The organism is Nocardia aobensis NBRC 100429 (genome assembly GCF_000308375.1).
GTDB classification, from domain to species: domain Bacteria; phylum Actinomycetota; class Actinomycetes; order Mycobacteriales; family Mycobacteriaceae; genus Nocardia; species Nocardia aobensis.
Map to the genome: position 1 here is coordinate 18,795 of NZ_BAFQ01000090.1, position 24,656 is coordinate 43,450.

At 67.7% G+C, this 24,656-nt stretch carries 25 protein-coding genes; 10 read left to right on the top strand and 15 right to left on the bottom strand.

Annotated elements, in window-relative coordinates; all coding sequences use genetic code 11:
- Positions 1-32: 32 nt before the first annotated feature.
- Together RJ03_RS11420 and RJ03_RS11425 are read right to left on the bottom strand one after the other, a co-directional pair.
- On the bottom strand, positions 33-920 hold the full coding sequence (locus RJ03_RS11420) for an amidohydrolase family protein (RefSeq protein WP_051024568.1): 888 nt from the start codon (positions 918-920) through the stop codon (positions 33-35).
- Complete coding sequence (locus RJ03_RS11425; RefSeq protein ID WP_269750140.1) at positions 917-1,969, bottom strand: nucleoside hydrolase; 1,053 nt, start codon at positions 1,967-1,969, stop codon at positions 917-919. Before RJ03_RS11425 ends, RJ03_RS11420 begins: the two co-directional genes overlap by 4 nt.
- 145 nt (positions 1,970-2,114) lie before the next feature.
- Here RJ03_RS11425 and RJ03_RS11430 point away from each other — a divergent pair, with 145 nt between their 5' ends.
- The gene (locus RJ03_RS11430) at positions 2,115-2,525 is read left to right on the top strand and encodes a hypothetical protein (protein ID WP_051024569.1); all 411 of its coding nucleotides are present in this window, start codon (positions 2,115-2,117) and stop codon (positions 2,523-2,525) included.
- A 7-nt stretch (positions 2,526-2,532) separates the two neighbouring features.
- Here the strand turns inward: RJ03_RS11430 and RJ03_RS11435 are convergent, their stop codons facing one another.
- Entirely contained in the window at positions 2,533-3,777 is a 1,245-nt protein-coding gene (locus RJ03_RS11435) for an FAD-dependent monooxygenase (protein WP_036501105.1), read from the bottom strand.
- Positions 3,778-3,879: 102 nt separating this feature from the next.
- On the opposite strand from RJ03_RS11435, the gene RJ03_RS11440 reads away from it, so the two are divergent.
- Positions 3,880-4,452, top strand: coding sequence for a TetR/AcrR family transcriptional regulator (locus RJ03_RS11440; RefSeq protein WP_036501106.1), 573 nt, complete (start codon positions 3,880-3,882; stop codon positions 4,450-4,452).
- Positions 4,453-4,464: 12 nt separating this feature from the next.
- On the opposite strand, the gene RJ03_RS11445 is transcribed toward RJ03_RS11440, so the two are convergent.
- The 3 genes from RJ03_RS11445 to RJ03_RS11455 all read right to left on the bottom strand — a co-directional run bounded on the left by RJ03_RS11445 (position 4,465) and on the right by RJ03_RS11455 (position 7,750).
- A complete protein-coding gene (locus tag RJ03_RS11445; RefSeq protein ID WP_371507068.1) occupies positions 4,465-4,848 on the bottom strand; it encodes a DUF2784 domain-containing protein in 384 nt (127 codons plus the stop codon).
- A 476-nt stretch (positions 4,849-5,324) separates the two neighbouring features.
- On the bottom strand, positions 5,325-6,806 hold the full coding sequence (locus tag RJ03_RS11450) for an SDR family NAD(P)-dependent oxidoreductase (RefSeq protein ID WP_051024570.1): 1,482 nt from the start codon (positions 6,804-6,806) through the stop codon (positions 5,325-5,327).
- Between the two features lie 86 nt (positions 6,807-6,892).
- Positions 6,893-7,750: an alpha/beta fold hydrolase gene (locus RJ03_RS11455; protein ID WP_051024571.1), complete on the bottom strand. Its 858-nt coding sequence runs from the start codon at positions 7,748-7,750 to the stop codon at positions 6,893-6,895.
- A 208-nt stretch (positions 7,751-7,958) separates the two neighbouring features.
- Between RJ03_RS11455 and RJ03_RS11460 the strand changes: the two genes are divergently transcribed.
- From RJ03_RS11460 to RJ03_RS11470, 3 genes are all read left to right on the top strand, one after another.
- Positions 7,959-8,681, top strand: coding sequence for a TetR/AcrR family transcriptional regulator (locus tag RJ03_RS11460; protein ID WP_036501107.1), 723 nt, complete (start codon positions 7,959-7,961; stop codon positions 8,679-8,681).
- 85 nt (positions 8,682-8,766) lie between these two features.
- Positions 8,767-9,912, top strand: coding sequence for an acyl-CoA dehydrogenase family protein (locus tag RJ03_RS11465; protein WP_036501108.1), 1,146 nt, complete (start codon positions 8,767-8,769; stop codon positions 9,910-9,912).
- Complete coding sequence (locus RJ03_RS11470) at positions 9,896-10,552, top strand: TetR/AcrR family transcriptional regulator (RefSeq protein WP_051024572.1); 657 nt, start codon at positions 9,896-9,898, stop codon at positions 10,550-10,552. Before RJ03_RS11465 ends, RJ03_RS11470 begins: the two co-directional genes overlap by 17 nt.
- Positions 10,553-10,576: 24 nt before the next feature.
- Here RJ03_RS11470 and RJ03_RS11475 read toward each other — a convergent pair whose 3' ends face one another.
- The 5 genes from RJ03_RS11475 to RJ03_RS39240 all read right to left on the bottom strand — a co-directional run bounded on the left by RJ03_RS11475 (position 10,577) and on the right by RJ03_RS39240 (position 14,914).
- Positions 10,577-11,617, bottom strand: a complete 1,041-nt coding sequence (locus RJ03_RS11475; RefSeq protein ID WP_036501110.1) for a DNA polymerase domain-containing protein — start codon at positions 11,615-11,617, stop codon at positions 10,577-10,579.
- Positions 11,614-12,708 (bottom strand): ATP-dependent DNA ligase, encoded by a 1,095-nt coding sequence (locus tag RJ03_RS11480; RefSeq protein ID WP_218000949.1) that lies wholly within the window; start codon positions 12,706-12,708, stop codon positions 11,614-11,616. The genes RJ03_RS11475 and RJ03_RS11480 overlap by 4 nt, the downstream gene beginning before the upstream one ends.
- Positions 12,709-12,836: 128 nt before the next feature.
- The gene (locus RJ03_RS11485; protein WP_036501111.1) at positions 12,837-13,220 is read right to left on the bottom strand and encodes a cold-shock protein; all 384 of its coding nucleotides are present in this window, start codon (positions 13,218-13,220) and stop codon (positions 12,837-12,839) included.
- Positions 13,221-13,253: 33 nt separating this feature from the next.
- On the bottom strand, positions 13,254-14,360 hold the full coding sequence (locus RJ03_RS11490) for an SPFH domain-containing protein (RefSeq protein ID WP_036501112.1): 1,107 nt from the start codon (positions 14,358-14,360) through the stop codon (positions 13,254-13,256).
- Positions 14,361-14,374: 14 nt separating this feature from the next.
- Complete coding sequence (locus tag RJ03_RS39240; RefSeq protein ID WP_506330093.1) at positions 14,375-14,914, bottom strand: NfeD C-terminal domain-containing protein; 540 nt, start codon at positions 14,912-14,914, stop codon at positions 14,375-14,377.
- Between RJ03_RS39240 and RJ03_RS11500 the strand changes: the two genes are divergently transcribed.
- The 3 genes from RJ03_RS11500 to RJ03_RS11510 all read left to right on the top strand — a co-directional run bounded on the left by RJ03_RS11500 (position 14,808) and on the right by RJ03_RS11510 (position 17,568).
- Positions 14,808-16,349: a DHA2 family efflux MFS transporter permease subunit gene (locus RJ03_RS11500; RefSeq protein WP_036501113.1), complete on the top strand. Its 1,542-nt coding sequence runs from the start codon at positions 14,808-14,810 to the stop codon at positions 16,347-16,349. The genes RJ03_RS39240 and RJ03_RS11500 overlap by 107 nt on opposite strands.
- Positions 16,350-16,603: 254 nt before the next feature.
- On the top strand, positions 16,604-16,984 hold the full coding sequence (locus RJ03_RS11505) for a hypothetical protein (RefSeq protein ID WP_036501115.1): 381 nt from the start codon (positions 16,604-16,606) through the stop codon (positions 16,982-16,984).
- Positions 16,981-17,568, top strand: coding sequence for a hypothetical protein (locus RJ03_RS11510; RefSeq protein WP_036501117.1), 588 nt, complete (start codon positions 16,981-16,983; stop codon positions 17,566-17,568). The genes RJ03_RS11505 and RJ03_RS11510 overlap by 4 nt, the downstream gene beginning before the upstream one ends.
- Before the next feature lie 6 nt (positions 17,569-17,574).
- Here RJ03_RS11510 and RJ03_RS11515 read toward each other — a convergent pair whose 3' ends face one another.
- Positions 17,575-19,056, bottom strand: coding sequence for an MFS transporter (locus RJ03_RS11515; RefSeq protein ID WP_036501119.1), 1,482 nt, complete (start codon positions 19,054-19,056; stop codon positions 17,575-17,577).
- Positions 19,057-19,109: 53 nt separating this feature from the next.
- Here RJ03_RS11515 and RJ03_RS11520 point away from each other — a divergent pair, with 53 nt between their 5' ends.
- Positions 19,110-19,895: a TetR/AcrR family transcriptional regulator gene (locus RJ03_RS11520; protein ID WP_083870755.1), complete on the top strand. Its 786-nt coding sequence runs from the start codon at positions 19,110-19,112 to the stop codon at positions 19,893-19,895.
- Here RJ03_RS11520 and RJ03_RS11525 read toward each other — a convergent pair.
- The 3 genes from RJ03_RS11525 to RJ03_RS11535 all read right to left on the bottom strand — a co-directional run bounded on the left by RJ03_RS11525 (position 19,877) and on the right by RJ03_RS11535 (position 23,081).
- Positions 19,877-20,476 (bottom strand): dihydrofolate reductase family protein, encoded by a 600-nt coding sequence (locus RJ03_RS11525; RefSeq protein WP_036501121.1) that lies wholly within the window; start codon positions 20,474-20,476, stop codon positions 19,877-19,879. The two genes, RJ03_RS11520 and RJ03_RS11525, sit on opposite strands and share 19 nt — an antisense overlap.
- Positions 20,477-20,562: 86 nt before the next feature.
- The gene (locus tag RJ03_RS11530) at positions 20,563-21,189 is read right to left on the bottom strand and encodes a TetR/AcrR family transcriptional regulator (protein ID WP_051024573.1); all 627 of its coding nucleotides are present in this window, start codon (positions 21,187-21,189) and stop codon (positions 20,563-20,565) included.
- A gap of 23 nt (positions 21,190-21,212) precedes the next feature.
- On the bottom strand, positions 21,213-23,081 hold the full coding sequence (locus tag RJ03_RS11535; RefSeq protein ID WP_036501123.1) for a Na+/H+ antiporter: 1,869 nt from the start codon (positions 23,079-23,081) through the stop codon (positions 21,213-21,215).
- Positions 23,082-23,193: 112 nt separating this feature from the next.
- Here RJ03_RS11535 and RJ03_RS11540 point away from each other — a divergent pair, with 112 nt between their 5' ends.
- Positions 23,194-24,627 (top strand): FtsW/RodA/SpoVE family cell cycle protein, encoded by a 1,434-nt coding sequence (locus RJ03_RS11540; RefSeq protein WP_083870756.1) that lies wholly within the window; start codon positions 23,194-23,196, stop codon positions 24,625-24,627.
- Positions 24,628-24,656: the final 29 nt, after the last annotated feature.

Consider the following 24,656-nt stretch of genomic DNA (forward strand, 5'->3'; position numbering starts at 1 on the left):
GTCCGGGCGACGAGTATTCGTCCCCGGACAGCTCACCTCACCCGGAACAGCCGCGCCGCGTTGCCGTAGCAGACCGCGCGCAACCAGTCCGCACCCAGATCGAGCCGTTCGAGCGCTTCCAGCGCATGAACGTAGGAGTACGGGATGTTCGGGAAGTCGCTGCCGAACAGAATGCGCTCACCCAGGTCCGCCAAGCGGGCGTACTCGGTGCGCGGGAACGGGTTTCGTTCCTCGATGAAATCGGTGAACGACATCGTGGTGTCGAGGTGCACGTTGTCGTAGCGCTCGGCGAGGTCGAGAAACGGCGAGTATTCCGGGACACCCATGTGGGCGACGATCAGGGTCAGTCGCGGAAACCGGTGCAGCAGTGCCGCGATCGGCTCCGGTCCGGTGAAAGTCCCCGGCGCCGGGCCCGAACCGCAGTGGATCAGCACCGGAATCCCGGCCTCGGACAGCAGCCCCCACACCTCGGTCAGCAACGGATCGCCCGGATGGTAGTCGCCGACCTGGATATGCGATTTGAAGATCCGCGCTCCGGATTCGACCGCCGCGCTCACATAACTTCCGGCGCCGTGTTCGGGATAGAACGTGGCGGTGTGCAAGCAGTCCGGGGTGCGGGCCGCGAAGTCGGCGGCCCATTCGTTCAGCCACGCCGCCATATCGGGCTTGTGTGGATACACCAGCGAGGTGAACGCCCGCACCCCGAAGCCGCGCAGCGTATCCAGGCGCTCCTGCTCGTCGTCGCGATAGGCGATCGGCCACGGTCGCCCGATCAGCGGGCCCGCGGAATCGAAATACGCCCACACCTTGCGCAGCACCCGGTCCGGCATGAAATGGGTGTGCACGTCGATGATTCCGGGCAGCTCCGCCCGGCTCAGGAATCGCGCGACCGCTGCCCGGTCCCCGTCGTCGACCGTCACCGAACCTCCTGTGCCACCGGCGGATACAGCGTCGCCGCGAAATCGCCGATCCGCGCGATCATGCGGTCGAAGAAGGCGGCCGGATCGGTGCCGACCGCGATATCGGCGTTGGGCGCGCGACCCCACATTCCGGCCCAGTCGGCGACCGTGCTGCCGCGGGTGAGGGTGCCGGCCAGCTCGACATCCACGGTGGCGGGGCGCAGCACCGCCAGGGTCGGTTCGAGCGCGACCGCCGCGGCGAACGGATCATGCATATGCGCCAGGTACCCCTGGTCGTAGTGCTGGTGGAACTCGAAGTAGAACCGGACCGCGTCGATCAGGAATCGCACGATCGGATTGGTGGCCTCGGACCGGAGGCCGGGCGGATCGCCGGGTGCCGGCATCGCGGCGCCCGCGCAGTGTGCCCGTTCGGCGATCCGTCGCAGATGTTCGGGGAACATCTCGATCGATTCGGTGATGTCGAGCGCGCAGACGATCGGTCGCCGATCCTGCGGCGTGGAGGAGAACGCGTCGAAGACCACTTTGGCGGCCTCCGGGTCGACATGCACATTCCACTCGTTGGTGGGGGTGGTGTTACCGGGATGCCGGAACGCGCCACCCATGATCACCAGCCGCCGAAGCAGGTGCGGCAGTTGGGGTTCCAGCTCCAGCGCCAGGGCCAGATTCGTCAACGGCCCGGTGCACAGGCCCAGGACCGCGCCGGGATGCGCCCGGACGGTGTCGACCCACAGCTGCGCCGCCGAACGATCCGACAGCGGGCGCGGCGAAGGCGGCAATTCGGCGTAGCCGATCCCGTGCGGGCCGTGGGTGTCCTCGGTGGTTTGCAGCGCGATCGCCAGTGGCTGCGCCGCCCCCAGCGCCACCTCGATGGCCGGCGCCCGGCACAGATCCAGCAGAGCCAGATTGTTCGCCGCGACCTGCGCGGTGGGCACATTGCCTCCGGTCGAGGCGATTCCGGCGATCTCCAGCTGCGGATCCGCCAGCAGATACAGCAGTGCCAGCGCATCGTCGATTCCGGTGTCTACGTCCACCATGATCGTCTGCCGCACGGTGCGAGAGTAACGGCCCGCCGCCGGCTCGCCCCGTCCGGCCTGTCGGCGCGCGAAACGATGCGGTCGAGGGTAGTTTCGACATGTCATTTTCTCGTGTTGTGGTCCGTGCGGTTTCTCGCAGCGGCCTGGGGGTGTTTCGCCGGTGAGATTCGCGGACCGTTTCAACGATGTCATCTCGCAGTGGGAGCAGGTGCACGGTACCCGGATGACCAATCGCGCGTTGGCTTTTCGCGTGACTCAGGCCGGGCATCCGGTATCGGCGACCTATCTGTCCCAGCTGCGCTCGGGCAACCGGGACAACCCGTCGCAAGCTCTGGTCGAAACCGTGGCCAGGGTGCTGGCGGTGGAATCGACCCGGTTCAACGACGGCGGGCCGGGTGATCCGGCCCCCGGGGACGATCTGGTGTCGGCGGCGGTGGACGATCCGGCGTTGCGGCGGCTGCTCACCACCGCGGCCGGACTGTCCGCCTCCTCGATCGAGCTGCTGTCGGACGTGGCGGCCAAGCTGCGGCTCGCCGAGGGATTGGCGCCGGGCACGACGGCCCAGCTCTAACCCGCTGCTACCGGCCGCTCACGGCGGTGGAGGCCGCGTACGTGGGAAGTTCGTACTCGTCGGTCTTGCCGAAGAAGAGCTTCATGATCACCGGCCGCATCGGCTTCGACATCATGATCCGGTTGGCGGTCCGGCGCAGTGATGTGCCGAAGTCGCTGGGGGACAGCATCATCTCGATACCGCCGCCGGGAAGTTCCTTCGCCTTGTCGAGGAAAGGCGTGACCTTCTCCTCGTAACGGCGCAGCGCCGCCGGCACATCGCCGGGATCGGCCGCGAGCTCACCGGCGAGGATGTAGGCGCCGACGAGCGCCATGGCGGTGCCCATGCCGGTCATCGGGGAGCCGCAGTATCCGGCGTCGCCGACGAGGGTCACGCGGCCGGCCGCCAGGGTGGGCATGTCGATGCGCGCGAGTTCGTCGAAGTAGAAGTCGTCGGCTTCGGTCATGGCCGCCAGGATCGTCGGTGCGTGCCAGTGCGGCTGGGAGCCGATCTTCTCGTGGATCAGCCGCTGCTGAGCGGCGGTATCGCGGCGCAGCGCCGGGTCGGGCTCGCCGAGCAGGGTGAGAATCGCCTTCGCGGTGGCGGGATCACGGTCGGGCCGCACACCGACCGCGGCGGACGGAACCAGCTGCATGGCGAACCAGCCGGGCGTGACCCCCTCCGGGGTGGGCATCGTGAAGAACGAGGCGTAGCCACCGAGGAACGTGCTGAACTGCTCCTCCGGGCCGAAGGCCAGTCGCCGGGTCGCCGAATGCACGCCGTCGGCGCCGACGACGAGATCGAAGCGCCCACTGCGTCCCGAGGCGAACTCGACCGCCACGCCGGTGTCGTCCTGGGTCAGCGATTCGATCCAGTCGCCGTAGCGGTAGTCCAGCTCGCCGCCGGCCGCGGCGACCGCGTCGAGCAGGACCTGGTTCAGGTCGCCCCGGGTGATCTCGATTTCGGCGACCGGGCCCTTGCCCTCGAAGTGTTCCATCGACATGTTCGCGTAGTTGCGGCCCTTGTGGTCGATGTAGGAGATGCCGAGTTCTTCGAGCTGGTACTCGGCGATGCCCGGCATCAGGCCCATGCGCTCGGCCACTTCGCGGCTGGGGCCACGCAGATCGACCGCCTGTCCGCCCGGGCGGGCAGCGGTGGCACGCTCGACGACGGTGACCGCGACGCCGGCTCGAAGCAGTTGCAGCGCAACGGCATTGCCGGCGATGCCGCCGCCGGAGACCAGGATGTGCAGGGGGCGGGAGACGGTGTTCATGGTGACGGTTCCTATCGGTTGGTCCGAATGTCTTAGACAAATGTGCCATATGGCTGGCACGTTTGTCTAGTACAAATGTCTAAGACGTTGTAACCTGGGCTTATGGGTAATCGAGAGGATCTGTTGGCGGGGGCGAGGAAGGCGATTCTGGAGCGCGGTCTCGCCAAGGTGACCGCGCGCGATATCGCCGGTGCCGCCGGGGTCAGCCTGGCCGCCATCGGCTATCACTTCGGTACGAAGGATCGATTGGTCGCCGAGGCCATCGCGGAGGTGACCGGTGACGAGATCGGCCGGGGGATGGAAGAGGCCATCCGCGACGCGGGGGAGGGGCGCACTCTGGCGCAATCGCTGGAGGCCACCTGGAACGGCATGATGGACGTCATTCAGAACCACCCGGACGAGCTGATCCTCAGCTTCGAGAACGGAGTGCGGGTGGCGCGCTCACCGGAATCCCAGGAGTACTTCTCCCATGCCACCGAGGAGGTCTACGCGGGGCTCGTCGAGCCGCTGCGTGAGGTGCATCCCGAGTTGTCGGCCGGCGATGCCCGCGCGGTCGCCAAACTGTATTTCGCGCTGTTCCAGGGTATTGCGCTGCAGTGGCTGATCGCTCCCGCCGGTGATCAGCTGACCGGTGACGACGTCGTCCGTGCGGTACGAGCGATGAGCCGGGAGTAGCGGGCGCGGCTGCTATTCGGCGACCGCGTGATGCGATCGGTAACGCCGGCGCCTGCCCAGCCGGACGAAGCCGATCCACGACACCACCACCAGCGCCACGACCAGGACGCGCACCAGATCCAAGGCGCTGCTCGGATAGAGAACCCCGGTGATGTAGTGGGCGATGAAGCCGGTCGACGGCAGGCCGGCTTCGCCACCGCGTTCCCTGGCCCACGTCTCCAGATAGGTCAAGGGGCAGTCGACGCCGACGAGGACCGTGCTGAAACCCCAGGCTACCGCGGCGATATGGGTCCAGATCGTCCACCGCCACCGCCACGCGACGAACCCGCCGACGACGAGGTAGGCGATGAACAGGAAATGCACACCCGCGGTGGCATCTGCCAGCAGCCGGTACATCACGTAATCCAGACTAAAGCGATCGTCGACCACGCGCGCGGAATTTTCGTCGTCGGCCACGGTGTACCCCGCGTGAACGTCTTTGCCTCCCATCGCCTTCCGATCGCGGGCGGCGTTCGACGTCTTGAAGATACTGGTACGTACATATGCGCATTCAACAATCTGTTGGCGGGCATGGCTGGCGCCGGCGATTAGGAGGGGAGGGGCACCATCCGGCAGCCGGAACAGAGAAAACAATGCGCGATGTCCGCGACGGGGAGTAGTTCAGCGGCCCGCTGGAGAGGAGACGGCGGTGATACCTGTTGTCGCACTGAGAGATTCAATTGCCTTGGGAGATCGGAAGCCATATCGGGCATGGCTGGCAATATTCAATATTGATACGCAGATATGCGCATCTAGACATGTGTCACCATTCCGAGATGTAATCAATCAACCCAAAAGCGCCCGTTCAAAAAAGCCGCGACGCGGCTGGCCCGTCACCAGTTGGACGGCTCGTAGTCTTTGAGGAAGCAGCCGAACAGGTCGACGCCGTCTTCACCGCGCACGATCGGGTCGTAGACGCGGGCGGCGCCGTCGACGAGGTCGAGGGGAGCGTGGAAGCCCTCCTCGGCGAGGCGGACCTTGGTGTAGTGCGGGCGCTCGTCGGTGATCCAGCCGGTGTCGACGGCGGTCATGAGGATGCGGTCGGTCTCGAACATCTCGCCGGCGCTGGTGCGGGTGAGCATGTTGAGCGCGGCCTTGGCCATATTGGTGTGCGGGTGGCCGGGACCCTTGTACCCGCGGCTGAAGACACCTTCCATGGCGGAGACGTTGACGACGTATTTGCGGCGGGCCGGTGATGCAGCGAGCGCGGGCCGCAGCCGGGAGATAAGCAGAAACGGCGCGGTCGAGTTGCAGAGCTGCACTTCGAGCAGTTCGGTGGCGTCGACCTCGGCGACGGTCTGTACCCAGCTGTTGGTGTGGGCGAGATCGGGTACCAGCCCACCGGCATCGATCGCGACGCCGCGCGCGATGCGTTCGGGGGTGGCGGATCCCGCGACCAGGGCGAGATCGGTGACCTCGGCGGCGGACAGGGTGGTCGGTACCGGCGCGGAGTGCAGGGAGGCGGTCAGTGCGTTCGGGTGGGCCTGGGTGGTGTGGCCGAAGGTGATGGTGTCGGGCAGCTCACCGGCGGGGAGCGGCGCGGATTCGGCCTCGACGAGCGCGGCGTAGGCGCCGGCCGAGCGCCGGACGGTCTGGGCCGCGTTGTTGATGATGATGTCCAGTGGCCCCTGGGCGGCGACGTCGTCGGCAAGGGCGACGACCTGGGCCGGATCGCGCAGGTCGATGCCGACGATGCGCAACCGGTGCAGCCATTCGGCACTGTCGGGCTGCGCGGTGAAGCGGCGGATCGCGTCGTTGGGGAAGCGGGTGGTGACGGTGGTGTGGGCGCCGTCGCGCAGCAGCCGCAGGGCGATGTACATGCCGATCTTGGCGCGGCCGCCGGTGAGCAGCGCGCGGCGGCCGGACAGATCGGTGCGGGCGTCGCGTTTGGCGTGATTGCGGGCGGCGCAGTCGGGGCACAGCTGGTGGTAGAAGCGGTCGACGCGGGTGTAGCGCTGTTTGCAGATGTAGCAGGGCCGTGCGCGCAGCAGGGTGCCCGCGGCGTCGCCGTCGACGGAGGTGGACAGCGGGATACCGGCCGTCTCGTCGTCGATGCGGTGGGGGGAGCCGGTGGCGGTCGCGGCGACCACCGCCCGGTCGGCTTCGGCGACGGCGGCGCGGGCCTGATCGCGGCGGCGGCGCTTCAGTTTCTTGAACATGTGCCCGACCGCCCGCTGCACCGCGACGGAGTCGGGGTGCTTGTCGTCGAGCTGTGCGGCCTGGTCGAGGACGCGCAGGCAGATCGCCAGTTCCTCGGCATCGATGGTGTCCGGCAGGGACGTGGTGGGCGCGGTCGTCGTGGTGTGCTCAGCCATCGTGCTGCCGGATGATCCTTCGTCTGCGGGGTGTGTGTGCCGCCGCCTATTGTCGCATCGCGGCTAGTGGAAGCTGCCGGGGCTCCTCAGCGCGGGGTGTAGTGGATGGGCCGGTGGTCGGTGTGCTGGTCGTCGATGAAGTTGGCGATGGCTTCCACGACCAGCAGCGGCTCGGTCAGCGGCAGCCAGGGGTCGGCCGGCAGTTCGCGCAGCCAGAGGCGGTCGACGTCGCGGCGGATGTGGGTCCGCAGGCTGGGCAGGGCGGCGGTGTCGGCGCGGTCGAGGATGAGCTGGACCGGTACGGCGGTGTGTTGCGGGCGCGGGTGGCGCAGGTGGTGGACGAGGTTGGCGGAGACGATCCGGGCGCCGGCGAGCAGGTCGGTGGGCCAGGTGCCGGCCTGGGGGAGGACGCGGGCGCGCAGGCGGGGCCAGTGCAGGAGGCGGCGGCCGAGGACCAGCCAGCTCAGGCGCGGCAGCCGCCACCAGGGGCTGCGGGGGCAGCGGAGGTCACGCAGCGCGAGGGCCAGATGGTCGAGGTGGGGTGCCGACAGGGCGGTGGCGGAGGCGATGCGGGTGTTGGCGCGCGGGTCGCCGAGGGCGTACCAGAGCTGGATCGCGCCCCAGCCGTGGCCGGCGAGGTGGACGGGTGTGCGGGGGCTGACGGCGTCGAGGACGGCGAACAGGTCGTCGGCGAGGTGGGGCAGGCGGTAGCGGTGGGTGCGGGTGGGTGCGCTGGAGCGGCCGTGTCCGCGGACGTCGTAGGTGACCACGTGGAAGCTGTCGGCGAGTCCGGCGGCGACGCGGTTCCAGATGCGGTGGGTGTCGGTGATGCCGGGAATGAGGACGATCGTGTCGGCCTCCGGATGGCCGTATTCGTAGACGGCGAGGTCGCCGCCGGGGGCGGTGACGGTGCGGTGGCGGGCGGGGGTGCGGGCTGGGTTCATCGGTCTACCTCGTGAGCGCGGGACGGAGCCGCTCGTACTGCCGGTACGGTCAACGGTACCGACAGTACGCGATCGGCTTTCGTGAGCGCGCCTCGGTGGGAAATCTCCCTAAGTGACAAGACTTTCGCTGGTGGACGCGGGCTCGTCGATTTCGAACCGGCGGTACGCTAACCTGGTCGGGACTGTTCGCTCGGCTGGGGAGGTGCCCATGGTGTCTCGGGTCGGCCGGCGAGCTGCCGCGCCTACGGTCACGCGGGCGGAGATCGTCGATGCGGCGATCCGCGTGATCGATCGGGACGGCCCGCAGCCGAGTATGGACGACATCGCCCGTGCGGCGGGGATGACGAAGCCGCGGCTGTATCGGCAGTTCGCGGACAAGGCGGATCTGTACACCGAGATCGCCGATCGGATGTCGCGCGATGCGTTCGCCGCGGCGGGGCAGGACATGACGTTGCTGTTGCAGCCGCCGCGGCCCGCGCTGCGGCGGGTGTTCACCGCGTATGCCGCCGGAATTCTCGCCCATCCCAATGTCTTTCGCTTCCTGATGCAGGCGCCGGTGGTGCAGACGGCGCAGGCGAGCCGGTCGGGTGGTGAGGCGGTGGGGGCGGTGTTGCAGTTCGATCTGGGCCGCGATGCGGCGCGGCGGTTCGCGAAGCTCGCGCGCTCGATCGCGGAGGCGGTGCCGATCGAGACGGCCGGGCTGGACTATCTGGCGCGGGCGGTCGTCGGTGTGGTCGTGGCGACGACGGATCTGTGGCTGGAGGGTTCGGCGGCGCCGCGGCGGACCAGCGCGGATTTCGTCGCGGAACTCACCGAGTTGGTGTGGTCGCTGATCGATGGGTTTTTGCGGCGGCAGCGGATCGTGGCGGATCCGGAGATTCCTATATTCAGCACGCTGGCGGAGGTGAATACCGCGCGGGAGGCACACTGACGGCGTTGTTGACATGCCGCCAATAGTGCGCCAGGCTGGTGCCCAGGGCCGGTGCGGTCCTGGGTACGAGACGAAGGAAGTAACGATGGCGCGCGCCGCGTGGAGCGACGATGAGGTCGAGGCCGTCCGGGATCTGGCGAAGACCTTCTTCGAGAAGGAAGTCCTGCCGAACGAGGAGAAGTTCGTCGCGCAGGGGCATCCGGACCGCGAACTGTACAACCGGGCGGGTGAGCTGGGTCTGCTGTGCGCCGCCATTCCGTCCGAATACGGCGGCGGCGGTGGCACTTTCGCGCACGAGGCGGCGTTGATCGAGGCGCAGTCCTATGCCGGTGACGGCTCACTGGGTATGCCGGTGCATTCGTCGATCATCGCGCCCTACATCCATCATTTCGGGACCGAGGACCTCAAGCGGCGGGTGCTGCCGAAGGCGGCCAGTGGTGAGATGGTGCTGTCCATCGGCATGACCGAGCCGGGGACGGGGTCGGATCTGCAGAACATCAAGACCCGCGCGGTGCGCGAGGGTGACGAGTACGTGATCACCGGGTCGAAGATCTTCATCTCCAACGGCTGGTTGTGCGACGGCATCATCATCGCGGCCAAGACCGATCCGACGAAGGGTGCGGCGGGTGTGTCGCTGATCTTCGCCGAGGTGAGCGACGAGACGCCCGGTTTCCGGCGCGGCCGGATCCTCAACAAGATCGGCGGAAAGGCGCAGGACACCGCGGAGTTGTTCTTCGACGGTTTGCGGGTGCCGGCGTCGAATCTGCTGGGTGAGGCCGAGGGGCAGGGCTTCTATCAGATGATGCAGCTGCTGGCGCAGGAGCGGCTGGTGACCGCGATCATGGCGGTGTCGATGATGGAGCGGGCGGTGGAGTTGACCGTCGAATACACCAAGGGTCGTGAGGCTTTCGGCAAGCCGCTGTTCGCGATGCAGAACACGAAGTTCGAGCTGGCCGAGTGTGCGACGATCGCGCGGGTGAGCCGGACGTTCCTCGACGATGCGATCGGCAAGCATCTGCGTGGTGAGCTGGACATTCCCACCGCTGCGATGTCGAAGTACTGGCTTACCGACCAGTTGGGTATTGTGGTGGACCGCTGTCTGCAACTGTTCGGTGGTTATGGATACATGACGGAGTACCCCATTTCCCAGCTGTACACCGGTGCGCGCGTGCTGCGTATCCTCGCCGGTTCCAACGAGGTGATGAAGGATCTCATTGCCCGCTCACTCTGACACCACGACCCAGCCGGTGCCGGCCGATGCCGATTCGGCGCGGCGGCGCCGGCTGGAGCCGGACGAACGGCGCGCCCAGATTCTGGCCTGCGCCATCGAAATGTTCGGCGAACGCCCCTATGCGGCGGTGTCGACCGCCGAACTCGCGCAGCGCGCCGGGGTGGCCCGCGGGCTGATCAATCACTATTTCGGCAACAAGCGCGATCTGTATCTGGCGGTGGTGCGGCGGATGGTGACGTTGCCGCGCGCCGATTACATGGTGATGCCCACCGGTACGCCGCGCGAGCGGGTGGATGCGAGTGTGTCGTGGCTGCTGGACACGATCAGTGGGTTGGGCAGTACCTGGGTGAAGGTGACCGGGCACGAGGGGATCGGAGACGATCCGGAGGTGCAGCGCATCCTGGACGAGGCCGATGACGCGGCGGCCGACCGGTTGTTGCAGATGGTGGGCCTGGCCGGGTCGGCGCGCGACGACGAGTTGCGCGCCCTGGTCCGCGCCTACAGCGGTTTGGTGAAAACCGCTGGGCGCGAATGGATTACGCGCCGCAGTTTGAATCGTGAGCAGGTGCACCATCTGCTCGCGGATGTGCTGATGGCGTTGGTCGAGACCACCTTCCCGCGGATCGAGCAGGCCCGCTGACGGTGCCCGCGCGGGTGTGAGTCCTCAGCCGGCGGTGCGGGCGCGGCTGGGCTGGACGCGCGGTGGCTCGTTGGGCATTTTCGGGTAGTTCGGTGGCCAGGGTGCGTCGAGCAGGCCGGAATCGAAGTCGCGGCGCGACATTTCGAGCAGCGGCTGGATCGATTGCGGGGTGCGGTCGGCCCAGGGGTCGCCGGATGTGGCGAGTCGTTCGGGGACCGTGGCGATGGTGAGTTCGTCGGGGACGATCGCATCGAGTGCGTCCCAGGCGATGGGGGTGGAGACCTGGGCGCCGACCTTGGGTCGCACGCACCAGGCGCCGAAGACGGTCTTGTGTGGTGCGTTCTGGTTGTAGTCGATGAAGACGCGTTGTCCGCGTTCCTCTTTCCACCAGTTGGCGGTGATCAGGTCGGGGTGGCGGCGTTCGAGTTCGCGGGCCATGGCGACCGCGGCGGCGCGGACCTGGTAGCCGTCCCAGACGGGTTCGAGGACGGCGTAGATGTGCAGGCCGCGGGATCCGGAGGTTTTGACGCGGGCGTCGATGCCGAGTTCGGCGAGCAGTTCGCGGGTGAGGACGGCGACGTGGCGCAGGTCGTCGAAGCCGATGCCGGGGGAGGGGTCGAGGTCGATGCGCAGTTCGTCGCTGATGTCGAGGTCGCCGATCTCGCCTTCGGTGCGGGCCGGGACTCCGCCTGCGGGAACGTGATTGGGCCAGACGTGGAAGCCGAGGCAGCCGAGGTTGACCGCCCAGAGGATGTGGGCGAGGTCGGCGGCGACCAAGGCATCGCTGGCGGTGCCGTTGGGTGTGGAGACTTGCACGGTCTGCAGCCAGTCGGGGACCGATTTCGGGACGCGTTTCTGGAACCAGGATTTGCCGCCGGCGCCGTCGGGATAGCGTTCGAGCAGCACGGGGCGGTTGCCGATGGTGCGCAGCAGTGGTTGGGCCACGGCCTGGTAGTAACGGACGAGGTCGAGTTTGGTTTCGGCGCGTTTGCTGAAGTAGATCTTGTCGGGGTTGCTGATGCGGACGGTCACGCCGTCGGTGTCGATGTCGATGGCTTCGCTCATGGCTGGGCCTGCGCTTTCGCAGCGGTGAAGATGTCGGCGAGCTCGGCGGGCGCGACCTCTTCGAGCTGGGCGTAAGTGCACGATTGCGGGGTGCGGTCGTCGCGGAAGCGGACCAGGCGCCCGCCGTGGCGTAATCGCCCGGCCATGAGGTGCTCGTAGCGGACCTCGGCGACCAGTTCGGGCCGCAGGGGTTCCCAGGACAGGTCCTTGCCGCCGGTCCAGCGGCTGATGCCGCCGGGCATCTTGCCCTCGGCCTTGGCTTGGGCGGCGGCGTCGGCCCAGGTGCGCCAGGGGTGGTTGTCGAGTGCGCCGTCGCGCAGTGGCGCCAGTTCGTCGACCAGTTGTCGGCGGCGGGCGGCGGTGAAGCTGCTGGCGACGCCGACGTGGTGCAGGTTGCCGTCCTCGTCGTAGAGGCCCAGCAGCAGGGAGCCGACCCCCTCACCGTCCTTGTGCCAGCGGAACCCGGCGACGACGCAGTCGGCGGTGCGTTCGTGTTTGACCTTGACCATGACGCGTTTGTCCTGCATGTAGGGCAGGTCGCGGGATTTGACCATCACGCCGTCGAAGCCGGCGCCCTCGAATCGGGTGAACCAGTCCTGGGCGGTGTCGGGGTCGGAGGTGATGGGCGTGAGGTGGATGCCCTCGTGCGGGGTGTCGAGGATCGATTCCAGCAGGTGCCGGCGCTCGTGGAAGGGCCTGGTGGTCAGGTCGTCGTCGCCGAGGGCGAGCAGATCGAATGCGACGAAACTGGCGGGTGTTTCGACGCTGAGTTTGTTCACGCGGGAGGCCGCGGGGTGCAGGCGATTCTGCAGGACGTCGAAATCGAGGCCGTGTTCGGTGACGACGACGATTTCACCGTCGAGAACGCACCGCGGGGGCAGCGCCGCGTCGAGCAGTCGCGCCACTTCCGGAAAATAGCGGGTGAGTGGCCGGTCGTTGCGGGAACCGAGTTCGATATCGGTGCCGTCGCGAAAGACGATGCATCGGAAGCCGTCCCATTTGGGCTCGTAGAGGAACGGGTCCTCACGAGGCAGGGCGCCGGCGGATTTGGCCAGCATCGGTTTCACCGGCGGCATGACGGGCAGGTCCACGCGATCCTCCTCGGGTCGGTCTCACCCATGCCGACGGTGCGGGCGGGAGAAATTCATCGCCCGCATCGTCGTCATGATCGTAGGCCGAGAGCCGCCGCCGGCGGTCGCGGGACATTCGCCCTTGCCGGTCAGTTCTCCAGCCAGCCGTGCTGGTCGGCGAATTCGGCGAGCCGGTCGCGGATGGTGATGATCTCGCCGGCGGTGAGGGCGGGGCTGGCGTCGAGCAACAGTTCGGTGATCAGCCGTTTGTGTTCGGCGGCGGTGAGCTGGCCGGAGCCGCGGCCGCGATGCCGTGGTGGCGCGGGTGCGCCGCCGACCGCGGTCAGGTTGACCGCCTTGGGTCCTCGATCACCCTCGGTGACCTCGAATTCGAATACTCGCCCCTGCCGCAGTTCGTCCTCGTCCAATCCGATGTCGTTCACATGAACGAATACGTCCGGCCCCCCGTCTTCGGGGCGGATGAATCCGAACCCCCGAGAACTGTCGAAGGACACCAATTTCCCGATCGACACCTACACCTGCTCCTCATTGCCGTCCGTGTGCGGTCACTCTATCGGTGCCCCGGAGTGGTTGTCGGTGGAAAGAGCCTTTTGCAGGGAGTTGAAAACCGTCAATCCCTGCCCGACCATTCCGTTGACCAATTCGCCGACGCCGTCGGGGCCGTTGAGGACGGTCAGATTGGCGTTGGACAGCCCGAGCGCTGCCTGTTTGACGATTTCGGGCAGTTGTTCGATCAGCAACTGGTCCAACGCGATTCGGTTGTTGGAGGCCGCTGCCTCGGCCTGGATGCGGGTGCGGTCGGCCTCGGCCTGGGCGAGCACGCGTACGCGTTCGGCTTCGGCCTGGGCGGGTTTGACGACCTCGGCCTGCAATTGCTGTTCGCGCAGTTGTGCTTCCTTACGAGCGCGTTCGGCCTGTGCGGTGAGCACTTCCTGCAGGGCGATGGCTTCGGCGAGGGGGCCGGCTTGACCGGCCTCGGCTTTGGCCTTGTCGATGTCGCGCTGGTATTCGGCCTGCAGAATCGCGGTCTGGCGTTGATATTCGGCCTGTTTGCGCAGCGATTCCTGTTCGGCTTCGGCGGCGAGCTGGGCGGCGGCGGCCTGGGCGATCTGAGCGTCGCGCTGCACGGCGGCGTTGTGTGGTGCGGCGAGGGCGGCGATGTAGCCGAGTCCGCCGTCGTCGATGGACTGGATCTGGAACGAGTCGACCCACAGGCCGATGTTGCTCATCTCCACCTTGGAGGCGACCAGGACCTCGTCGGCGAGTTTCTGGCGTTCGCGGATGATCTCCTCGACGGTCATGGAACCGACGATGGAGCGTAGGTGGCCGGAGAAGATGCGCCCGGTCAGCACCGACATCTCGCGTTCCTGTTCGGACAGGAATCGCTGGGCGGCGTTGACCACCGACTGGGTGTCGTTGGCGACTTTGAAGGCGATGACCGCGCGCACGTCGAGCTGGATGGCCTGACGGGTGACGCAGCGTTCCTGGATCTCGGATTCGAACATCGCGAGCGACAGGTAGCTGACCTTGCGGAAGAACGGCATCACCCAGGCGCCGTGGCCGGTGATGACGCGGAAGGGGGCGTTGTCCTTGGCGCGGCCGCCGCTGATCAGCATGGCCTCGTCGGGATCGGGCACGTGATAGCCCAGCACTGGTGTCTCCCTTGTTATTTCGTTGTCTGCCCACCCGGTGCGAAGTCCAGCGGGATCCACTCGACGACATCGACGATCCGGCCGGGATGCACCGCGACCACGAGTACGGTGGTGCCGGCGTCCAAGGCTTCGGTGGATCGCGCGATGTACAGCTCGGTGCCCCCTCTGATCGCGACCAGGACCTCCCCGAGCATGCCTGCGCCCCGGATCGGCGATGTGAGCCTACCGGTCGAACCGAGTACCGGGTCTTCTATCGCGGGGAACTCCTTGCCGGACAACGAATGAACGGGATGGGAACCAATGTAGTGCGGGCGCGCAGGGTGTGCGCGGGGCGGCAAGATAACGGCAGGAACGGACGAATCGGGCGCGAAAAGTGGGAGGTTTCGATATGGCCTCCCCTGGGAACCGGGTCTGGTCAAGTGATCGGTCACCTGGCAGGCTGAAGCGGTGACCTCTCCTCCGGATATTCCTGCGGCGACGTCGGATCCCGCGTCCGACTCACTCGATGCCGCCGTGTTCAAGGTGGCCGGTGTGGTCGTGCTCGGCGCGATCATGTCGATCCTGGACGTGACCGTCGTAACCGTCGCACTGCCGACGTTCCAGCACGAATTCGACACCAGCTACGCCATCGCGGCCTGGACGATGACCGGCTACACCCTGGCCCTGGCCAGCGTGATCCCGCTGACCGGCTGGGCCGCCGACCGATTCGGCACCAAACGTCTCTACATCCTGGCCCTGACGTTCTTCATCCTCGGCTCGGTGCTGTGCTCCACGGCCTGGAACATCGAGTCGCTCATCGCGTTCCGCGTCGTGCAGGGCCTCGGCGGCGGCATGCTGATGCCGCTGGGTATGACGATCATGACCCACGCGGCCGGACCACAGCGGATCGGCCGGGTGATGGCGGTCCTGGGTGTGCCGATGCTGCTGGGCCCGATCCTCGGGCCGATTCTCGGTGGCTGGCTGATCGGCAGTTTCAGCTGGCACTGGATCTTCCTGATCAACCTGCCCGTCGGGGTGATCGCGTTGATCCTGGCGGTCGTGGTGCTGCCCTCCGACCGGCCCGAACCCTCGGAATCGTTCGACTTCCTCGGGATGCTGCTCGCCTCACCTGGATTGGCGCTGTTCCTGTTCGGTGTGTCTTCGATTCCCGAACAGCACACGGTCGCCTCGGCGCGGGTGCTGGTGCCGGCCGCGATCGGCCTGGCGCTGATGGTGGGTTTCGTCTTCCACGCGCTGCGCACCGAACATCCGCTGATCGATCTGCATCTGTTCCGCAATCGCCAGCTGACCTTCGCGGTGCTGACCGCGGTGTTCTTCGCGGTGGCGTTCTTCGGTTCCGGTCTGCTGCTGCCCAGCTATCTGCAGCAGGTGCAGGGTAAGTCGACGCTGGTGACCGGATTGCTCATCGCGCCACAGGGTTTGGGTGCGATGGTCACGATGCCGATCGGCGGCAAGCTGGTCGACAAGATCGGCCCCGGCAAGGTGGTGATGAGCGGTCTGGCCGTCATCGCGGTCAGCATGGTGTTCTTCACCCAGCTGTCGGCCGATACGTCGCTGCCGTTGATGTGTGTGGCGCTGTTCGTGATGGGCCTGGGCATGGGCTGCACGATGATGCCGACCATGACCGCCGCGATCCAGACGCTGACCCACGCGCAGGTGGCGCGCGGTTCGACCTTGATGAACATCGTCAACCAGGCGGCCGGTTCGATCGGCACCGCGATCATGTCGGTGCTGCTGACCAACATGCTGGAGAACCGTCCGCTAGCACAGGCCGCGATCGGATCGCAATTCGATCCGACCATCGCGCAGAAGCTGCCACCCGAGCAGCTCGACGCCGGATTCGACCAGGCCGCCACCGCCTACGCGCACACCTACATCGTCGCCCTGGTGCTGGTTCTGGTGACGCTGATCCCGGCGGCGTTCCTGCCGCGCTCCAAACCGAAACTGCCCCAGGAAGGTGCCGATGCGCCGGTGCTGATGGGGCACTGACCGCCAACAACCGCGATCGTGCATCGACTGCACGGACGCACCGCATGCCGTCCGGGCGGGTCCTTCGGGTCCGCCCGGGCGGCATGCGGCGTTTCACCGCCCGTAGTTCGACGCGCCGCATCGATCGCTGCTGAATTGCTGCCAACGTTCCGGTGACAGTTGGATCACTTTGGATGAACCCGTGGCGATTCGAGTTGTACTTTTAAATTCCCAGTTCAAATGCACTGACGAGCGGGTGAACGAAAGGGGCGGTCATGCCGTTGCGCAAGAGTTTGCTGGGATCGCGAACCGGGTCGGTGGGTGCGAAAACCGTCACGACCGTTCGCGCATCACTGACCCCGGAAGCGTTGACCACCGGCGGCCTGCTGCTCACCGCCGCCGGACTGGCACTGCTCGGTCCCCTGCTCGCGGCGATGCTGATCCGCGCCAGTGGCGCGGGCCGCACCGACGCGGCGGCGACGACACCACTGGTGCTGGCGATGCTCGCCGTGATCGTCGCTGTGGCGAGCGGTTTCGCCCTGTTCGTCTCGGCGTGGCGGCGGGCCCACACTGCGGCGCCCGGACGCGTGGGCCGTGTCTCGACCGTGCGGACCGAATCGGTGCGCTCCGACTTCGACGGTGGTGGTGGGCTATGAGTATCGCCGATATCGAACGGGTGCGCCCTGATCGGCTGCGGTGCCGGCAACTGCGGATGCTGGCCGTGGTCACGAACGAATCCGGTTGCCGCGACGCGACTCAGGTGCTGCTGGAGCGGGCGTATCGCCGCTGGTCGGGTCGCCCGGACTGTGATCATTTCCCGCCCGTGCAGCGCTGGCGCGCGGTCGAGCCGGGGTATCTGGACGGGGCGGAGTTGCTACCGGGCTCGCTGATCGGCGCGGTGGCGGCAGGGCATCGCCCGCGAATTCGCGATCTGTCGCTCGGGGTGCAGGCCGCGCTCGTGTTGCATTCGGGATGTCCGGCGTTGGTCGAGGAGACGGTGCTGCCGGGCGCGGGCCGCGGGGCACTCGCGCAGGGGTCGCGGCGCGGCCTGTTCGTCTCGGTCTACGGGTTGCCCGAGGACGATATGACGCTGGCCGAAAGTGTGCTGGCCGGATATGCCGGGATGGGCGCGCTGACGGTAGTCGAACGGTTCTCCCGGTGGCTACCCGACAACGCCTCGCGTCCAACGGTATCGGTCCCCGCGCGTGCTGCGGGGACCGATCCGCGTGCCGTGGCGTGAACCGGTTCAGCCGGCCTGTGCCGGTTCGGGTTGCGGCGCCGGCTGTGCGGCGCGGTGGCGCAGCAGCACCAGCCCCAGCAGCGCGGCCGCGAGACTGAAACCGGCGCTGATCCACGCCCCGTATGACATGGCCGTGGTGAACGCCGACTTCGCCGGTTCGCCGAAGCCGAGAGCGAACGCGTTGCCGATGTTCTCCCGCGCCGCCGCCGGGACGTCGGCCGGCATGTGCGAGGTGAACACGCCCGCAAGCACACTGCCCAGCACCGCGATGCTGACCGCCATACCCACCTGCTGGATGGTGTCGTTCATCGCCGAGCCCACACCGGCGTGCTCGAGCGGGATCGCGCTCATGATCGCGGCATAGGCCGCGGGACCGGCCAAACCGCCCCCGACACCCATCACCAGCATCGAGGTGAGCACCCACGCGTAGCTGTCGGCGTTGGCGAGGATGACGAACGCCCCGGCCATCACCGCCAAGCCCGCGACGATGAGGGTCTTGTTGCTCAGCTTCTTGCCGAGGGTGGCGCCCAGGCCGTTGCACACCGTCGCGGCCACGGCGTAGGGCAGCAGCGCCAGCCCGGCTTTCATCGGGCCGTATCCGAGGACGAACTGCAGGTACTGGGTGAGCATCAGCATCACCGCGCCCATGCCGAACACCATCAGCAGCAGCGTCAGGCAGGTGCCGGTGAAGTCGCGATTGCGGAACACCGCCAGCGGCAGCATCGGATGCGGCGAGCGGTACTCCCAGTAGGTGAATCCGGCCGCGGCCACCACCGCGAGCGCGATGACGGGGATGTTCCATTCGCGTTCGATGATCACGTAGACGGTTGCGGTGAGCGCCGCGATCGACAGCAGCACGCCGACCAGGTCGACCGGGCGTTGCTGTCCGTAGGTTTCGGGCATCAGCACCACCGCGGCGATGATGGCGACGATCGCGACGGGGATGTTGAGCAGGAACACCGACCCCCACCAGAAGTGCTGCAGCAGAAAGCCGCCCAGGGTGGGGCCGAGCACGATGCCGACCATCGACACCGTCGACCAGCCGGCCATCGCCTTGCGGCGTTCGTCCTCCTCGAAGGTCGTCATCAGGATCGACAGGGTCGAGGGCATGAGCAGCGACCCGCCCACACCCATCGCGGCGCGGGCGGCGATCACCTGCCACGGTTCGCTGGCCAGGACCGCCAGCAGCGACGCCGCGCCGAACACCGCGAGTCCGGTGATGAGCATGCGGCGGCGGCCGAACCGGTCGGACAGGCTGCCGGCGGTCAGCAGGAGTCCGGCGAAGACCAGGACGTAGGCGTCGAGGATCCACTGGATGTCGGACGGGCTCGCGCCCAGTTCCCGGATCAGTGACGGGATGGCCAGGTTGAGGACGGTGCCGTCGATCATCAGCACCAGCAGGGACAGGCAGAGCACACCCAGGATCCACCAGCGGCGGGGATCGCGCGAGGGCGTCTCGGCAGATTCTCGTACAGTGTTCGATTCCACTCGAGCAGCGTACGATAAACTCGAACAGTGTGCGAGGCAATTACAGTGGTGCCGTGACCAAACCGTTCAGCTCGGTGTGGACGCGGCAGGCCCGCCCGCCCAAGAGGTCGGGGCTGACCCGCGATCAGATCGTCGCGGCCACTGTGGAATTGCTCGACGCCGACGGCCTCGACGCACTGAGCATGCGCAAACTCGGCGCGCGCCTCAACGCCGGCGCGACCAGCCTCTACTGGTACGTGGCCAACAAGGACGAGCTCCTGGAATTGGCGCTCGACGAGGTGTGGGGACTGGTCGAGACACCCGATCCCGACCACGCGAACTGGCGGGAGGTGTTCACCACCTTCGCCTACAGTCTGCGCGGCACCATCCGGTCGCATCCGTGGGCGGCGAGCCTGCTGGGACAGCTGCCCAGCGTCGGCCCCAACGCCTTCGCGCTCACCGACCGGTTGCGCCGCACCTGCCTGCGGGCCGGATTCGCCGGCACCGACGTCTACCTGGCCACCGCCCTGGTGATGAGTTTCATTCTGGGACAGGTGATTCCGGAACTGACCTACCGCAAGGCCGTCGGCGGCGAGGTCGACCACCAATCGGTGCTCGCCTCGATGGACCAGCTGGCCGCGGACTATCCGCAACTGCGCGCCGACTACCGCGACGCGCTACCGCAGGATCCGGAAGTGGCGCGGGCGCTGGCGTTCGACTTCGGGCTGGTCTGCGTCCTGGACGGGATGGCCGCGCGCCTGGGTGAGCCGCCCACGGCCGATCTGGGCCGTCCTGGCACGGCACCGCAGGAGGAGCCCGACGCGTCGCCGCACCCCGGAACTCAGCGGCGCACCCGGTAACGCAGGTGAGTGACCCGGCTGCCCGCCACGACAACCGGATCCTCCAGCAGGTGCGGTGCGGCGCCGAGATGATCGAACATCGGTGTGCCGCCGCCGAGCAGCACCGGCACCAGATCGATCCAGATCTCGTCGAGCAGCCCGGCCTCGAGCGCCTGGCGGGCCATCGTGCCACCGTTGACGCCCACCGCCTGGCTGCCGGCGATCACGGCCGCGCGCTCGATCGCGGCCTCGATTCCGTCGCTGACGAAGGTGAACGGCGCCCCGGGATGCGAGTCGATCCACTGCTGCGGAATGCGGTGGGTGACAACGACTATCGGCCGGTCGAACGGGTGGGTCCCACCCCAGCCGTCGGTGAGGTCGAACAGCCGGCGCCCGACCACGAACACACCGACCGCGTCGAGATAGGCCGCGACATGGTCGTGGTCGACCTCGGTCATCGAGAACCGCAACTCCGGATGGGTGCTCGGGTAGACGCGGTCACCGGCCTCGTACCACGCGAACAGATGCTCGAATCCGGATTCCTCCGGCCCGGCGATATATCCGTCGAGCGACATACTCGCCCCGCACACCACTGTCGCCATCTCGTCGCTCCTTCGACTCTCCTGCACGGGCTCTCACGGAGACAGACGAGCGCCGCGGCCGGAATTCATCGGCGCGGGGCGGGAAGTCAGTCGCGATACATCGACCGATACGCCCCGATCACCGCGACCAGATGGTCCACCACCTGATCGCGGTCGGCGCGCAGCGAACCGTTGAGCCAGGCCGCGAACAGTCCGGCATTGCCCGAGGCCATGGTGACCGCGGCCATCCGCCGCCGCATCGGATCATCGATATCGGTGAACAGATGATCCTGGATGAGCCGGGTGAACGTCGGCATCACCGCGATCGTGGTCTGGCCCAAACCGGTGCTCGAATACGGTTCGACCAGGAACAGCCGCGATTTGCGCGGATCGGCGAGCACCTTGTCGACCAGCACCGTGGCCAGTTCGCGGTCGCGGTCGGGATCGGCGGCCGCGGCGAAGGAGGTCATCGGTTCCCGGAAGTCGTCGGCGACCTGCCGGTAGAGCACGTCCAGCAGATCGTCGCGGCCGGTGAAACTTTCGTAGAAGTAGCGGTCGGTGAGCCCCGCGCGCCGGCACACCGCGCGCATGGTGACCGCGCCCGCCCCGGCCTCGCCGATCAGGTCCAACGCGGCCTCCAGCAACGCGGTCCGGCGCGCCTCGCGGCGCTCGGTGAGCGTGGTACCACCCCAGATGCGGGTGTCGTTGTCGGTGGAGTCCTGACCTGTGCGCACGGTCCCGAGCCTAACGGGTGGGTTCAGCCCAGGATTTCGTCGACATAACACCAGCGCCATTTCTCGCCGGGCTCCACGCTGCGCATCACCGGATGCGTCGAGGCGTGGAAGTGCTTGGTGGCGTGGTTGCCGACCGAGGAATCGCAGCAGGCGATATGCCCGCAGGTCAGGCACATGCGCAGATGTACCCACGTCAGCCCCTCGGCGACGCATTCGGAACAGCAGTCGGGGTGGTCGGGGGTGTGGGTGTGCGGGGCGGCGACGAGGTGCTCGCAGCCGCCGGAGACCGGGGCGGACAGGGGAGCCGCGGCCTCGTCGTCGTCGGCCTCGCTGATCCGGTCGATCGTGGACTCCTCCAGATCGATCGCGGTCATCACCTGTTCGAGGACCTCGTGGTCGATCCCGCCGCCGTCGCGGGCGCGCAGCACCGCCTCGCGTTCGGCGTGCAGCATCACCAGCCGCAGCCGCCGGTATTCGCCGCTGGGAGTGACGCGCACCGATTCCGCGCGCCCGAGCTGTTCCCACGCCGCGTGGCTGCGCCGCGCCACCCGGTCACGCAGGCTCGTCACCACCTCGGGCGGGGTTTCGGGGGCGACCGCCTCGTCGAGTGCCTCGAGTCCGGCGGTGGTGGCCTGCTGCAACAGCGCGGCCTCCTGCAGCGCGTCCTCGGCGCGGCTGGGACCGCGCAGTTGCAGCACCCGCACCAGCGCCGGCAGCGAAATACCTTGCAGCAGAAGCGTTCCGCCGACCACGACCAGAGCGAGCAGTTTCAGCGTCGCCAGCTGCGGGGTGTCGTCGGGCAGCAGGGTGGCCGCGGCGAGGGTGACCACACCGCGCATCCCGGCCCACGACACCACCGCCGGACCGGTCCAGGTGGGTTTGGGCTTGCCGCGAGGACGGCTTTCGACGAACCAGGAGAAGTAGGTGGCGGGAAAAACCCAGATCGGTCGTACCACGATGACGGTGACCAGCACGGCGACCGCGGTGAACACGATGGTGGCGTGGTCGAGTCCGCTGTTCCAGGCGTCGTCGACGATATGGCGGACCTGCAGGCCGATCAGCAGGAAGACCGCGCTCTCCAGCAGGAATTGGATGGTCCGCCAATTCGTGCGTTCGGCCACGCGGGAGGCCGCCGACTGCCACACCGGGGCGCCCTGGCCGAGGATCAGCCCGCACACCACGACCGCGATCACGCCGGAGGCGTGGGCGGCCTCGGCGGGCAGATACGCCGCGAACGGCGCCAGCAACGAGATGCCGGTGTCGAGCACCGGATCGGTGATGCGGCGGCGCACCAGCACCAGCACCGCGGCCGCGGCGATGCCGATTACCGCGCCACCGGCGGCTGCGTAGACGAAGTCGCCGCCGGCCTGCCACACGCTGAAACTGCCCGCCATCGCGGCGATCGCGGTGCGCAACGCGACCAGCGCGGTGGCGTCGTTGAACAACGATTCGCCCTCGAGCAGAGTGACGATGCGCCGCGGCATCCCGACCCGGCGGGCCACCGCGATGGCGGCCACCGCATCCGGCGGCGCGACGATCGCGCCGAGTGCGACCGCGGCCGCGAACGGCACCGGCAGCAGTTGCCACACCACCGCCGCGACCGCGAAGGTGGTGGCCAGCACGAGGCCGACCGACAGCAGCGTGATCGACACCTTCTTCGGTTTGAAATCCAGTAGCGAGGTGCTGATCGAGGCCGTGTACAGCAGCGGTGGCAGCAGACCCAGCAGCACCCACTCCGGATCGATGTCGATCTGCGGGACGAACGGCAGGTAGGAGGCGACGACCCCGGCGACGGTGAGCAGCAGTGGTTCGGCCATGCCGATGCGGCGGGCCAGCGCCGCCAGCGCGACCGCCACGGCGAGCACGGCCACAACCCCGAACGCGATATGCACCCGTTCATCGTGCCAGTCGATCCTGGTAGTTCGCGCAACCGGGCACCGCGGCCGGTCCGGGCGCGGCACGGCCGGGCGGCGCGCGGCGGCGGTGATCCGCATACTGGACACGATGAATGCGCTGCGGATCGGGATGTCGTCGGGACCGATCGTGCGCGGGCGGCCGTGGCGTACGGAATTGATGTTGTGTATCGCGGCGGTGGTCGTGGTGGGTATCGCGGCGTGGATCATGTCCGCGGCCGCCGGTGGTGACGACGGCCGATCGCTGCAGTGGTCGTTGCTGGTGTTCGCGGCGCTGACGCTGCTGGCGCACGTGGCGGTGCGGCAGTTCGCCGCGCACGCCGATCCGGTGATCCTGCCGTGCGTGGTGCTGCTCAACGGGCTGGGGCTGGTGCTGATCGACCGGCTCGACCGGGCCGAGGCCGCGAGCGCCGCAGCCCAGGGCGTCGCCGCGCCGTCGTCGGACGCCGCGCACCAATTGATCTGGACCGCAGCGGGTATCGCGTTGTTCGCGCTGGTGCTGGTGGTGGTGCGCAACCATACGCAGCCCGCCCGCTACGCCTACACGTGCGGGCTGGCCGGTGTGGTGGCGTTGCTGATCCCGGCGGTGCTACCCGCCCGCTTCAGCGAGGTCAACGGCGGAAAGAGCTGGATCCTGTTCTCCGGGTTCTCGATTCAGCCCGGCGAATTCGCCAAGGTGCTGCTGCTGATCTTCGTGGCGGCGTTCCTGGTCGCCAACCGGGACCTGTTCGGCGCGGCCGGGCAGCGGGTGCTCGGTTTCACAGTGCCGCGGCTGCGCGATCTGGGGCCGCTGCTGGTGGTGACGTTCGTGTCGGTGCTGGTGCTGGTGTACGAGAAGAATCTGGGTTTCTCGCTGCTGGTGTTCGGCACGGTGCTGGCGATGGTGTACATCGCGACCGGGCGGGCGTCGTGGCTGCTGATCGGGGTGGCGATGTTCGCGGTCGGCGCCGTGGTCGCCTACCACCTGTTCGCGCACGTGCGGGTGCGGGTGCGGGTCTGGGAGGATCCGATGGCCACCTACTACACCAACGGCTATCAGATCGCGCAGGGATTGTTCGGGCTGGGAACCGGCGGATTGTGGGGGACCGGACTCGGGGCGGGCCGGCCGCAGGAGGTGCCGTTCGCCAAAACCGACTTCATCATCTCCACCATCGGTGAGGAATTGGGGTTGTTCGGGCTGACGGCGGTGATCCTGCTGTTCGGGGTGATCACCGTGCGCGGTTTCGCCGCGGCCCTGGCCACGCGTGACGCGTTCGGGAAACTGCTCGGCGGCGGGCTCGCGTTCTCGGTGGGCTGGCAGCTGTTCGTGGTGATCGGCGGTGTGACCAAGCTGATTCCGCTGACCGGCCTGACCACGCCGTTCATGTCCTACGGCGGATCGTCGCTGCTGGCCAACTATGTGATCGTGGCACTGCTGATCCGCATCTCCCACGACGCCCGCACCGAGGCCGCGCCGGCCGCGCCCCCGCCGGCGCCGATCGCCGAGGCCATGACCGAACACATCCGCCGGCCGCGCCCGCGATGAAAGCCGATGCGCGGCAACCACTTACGACA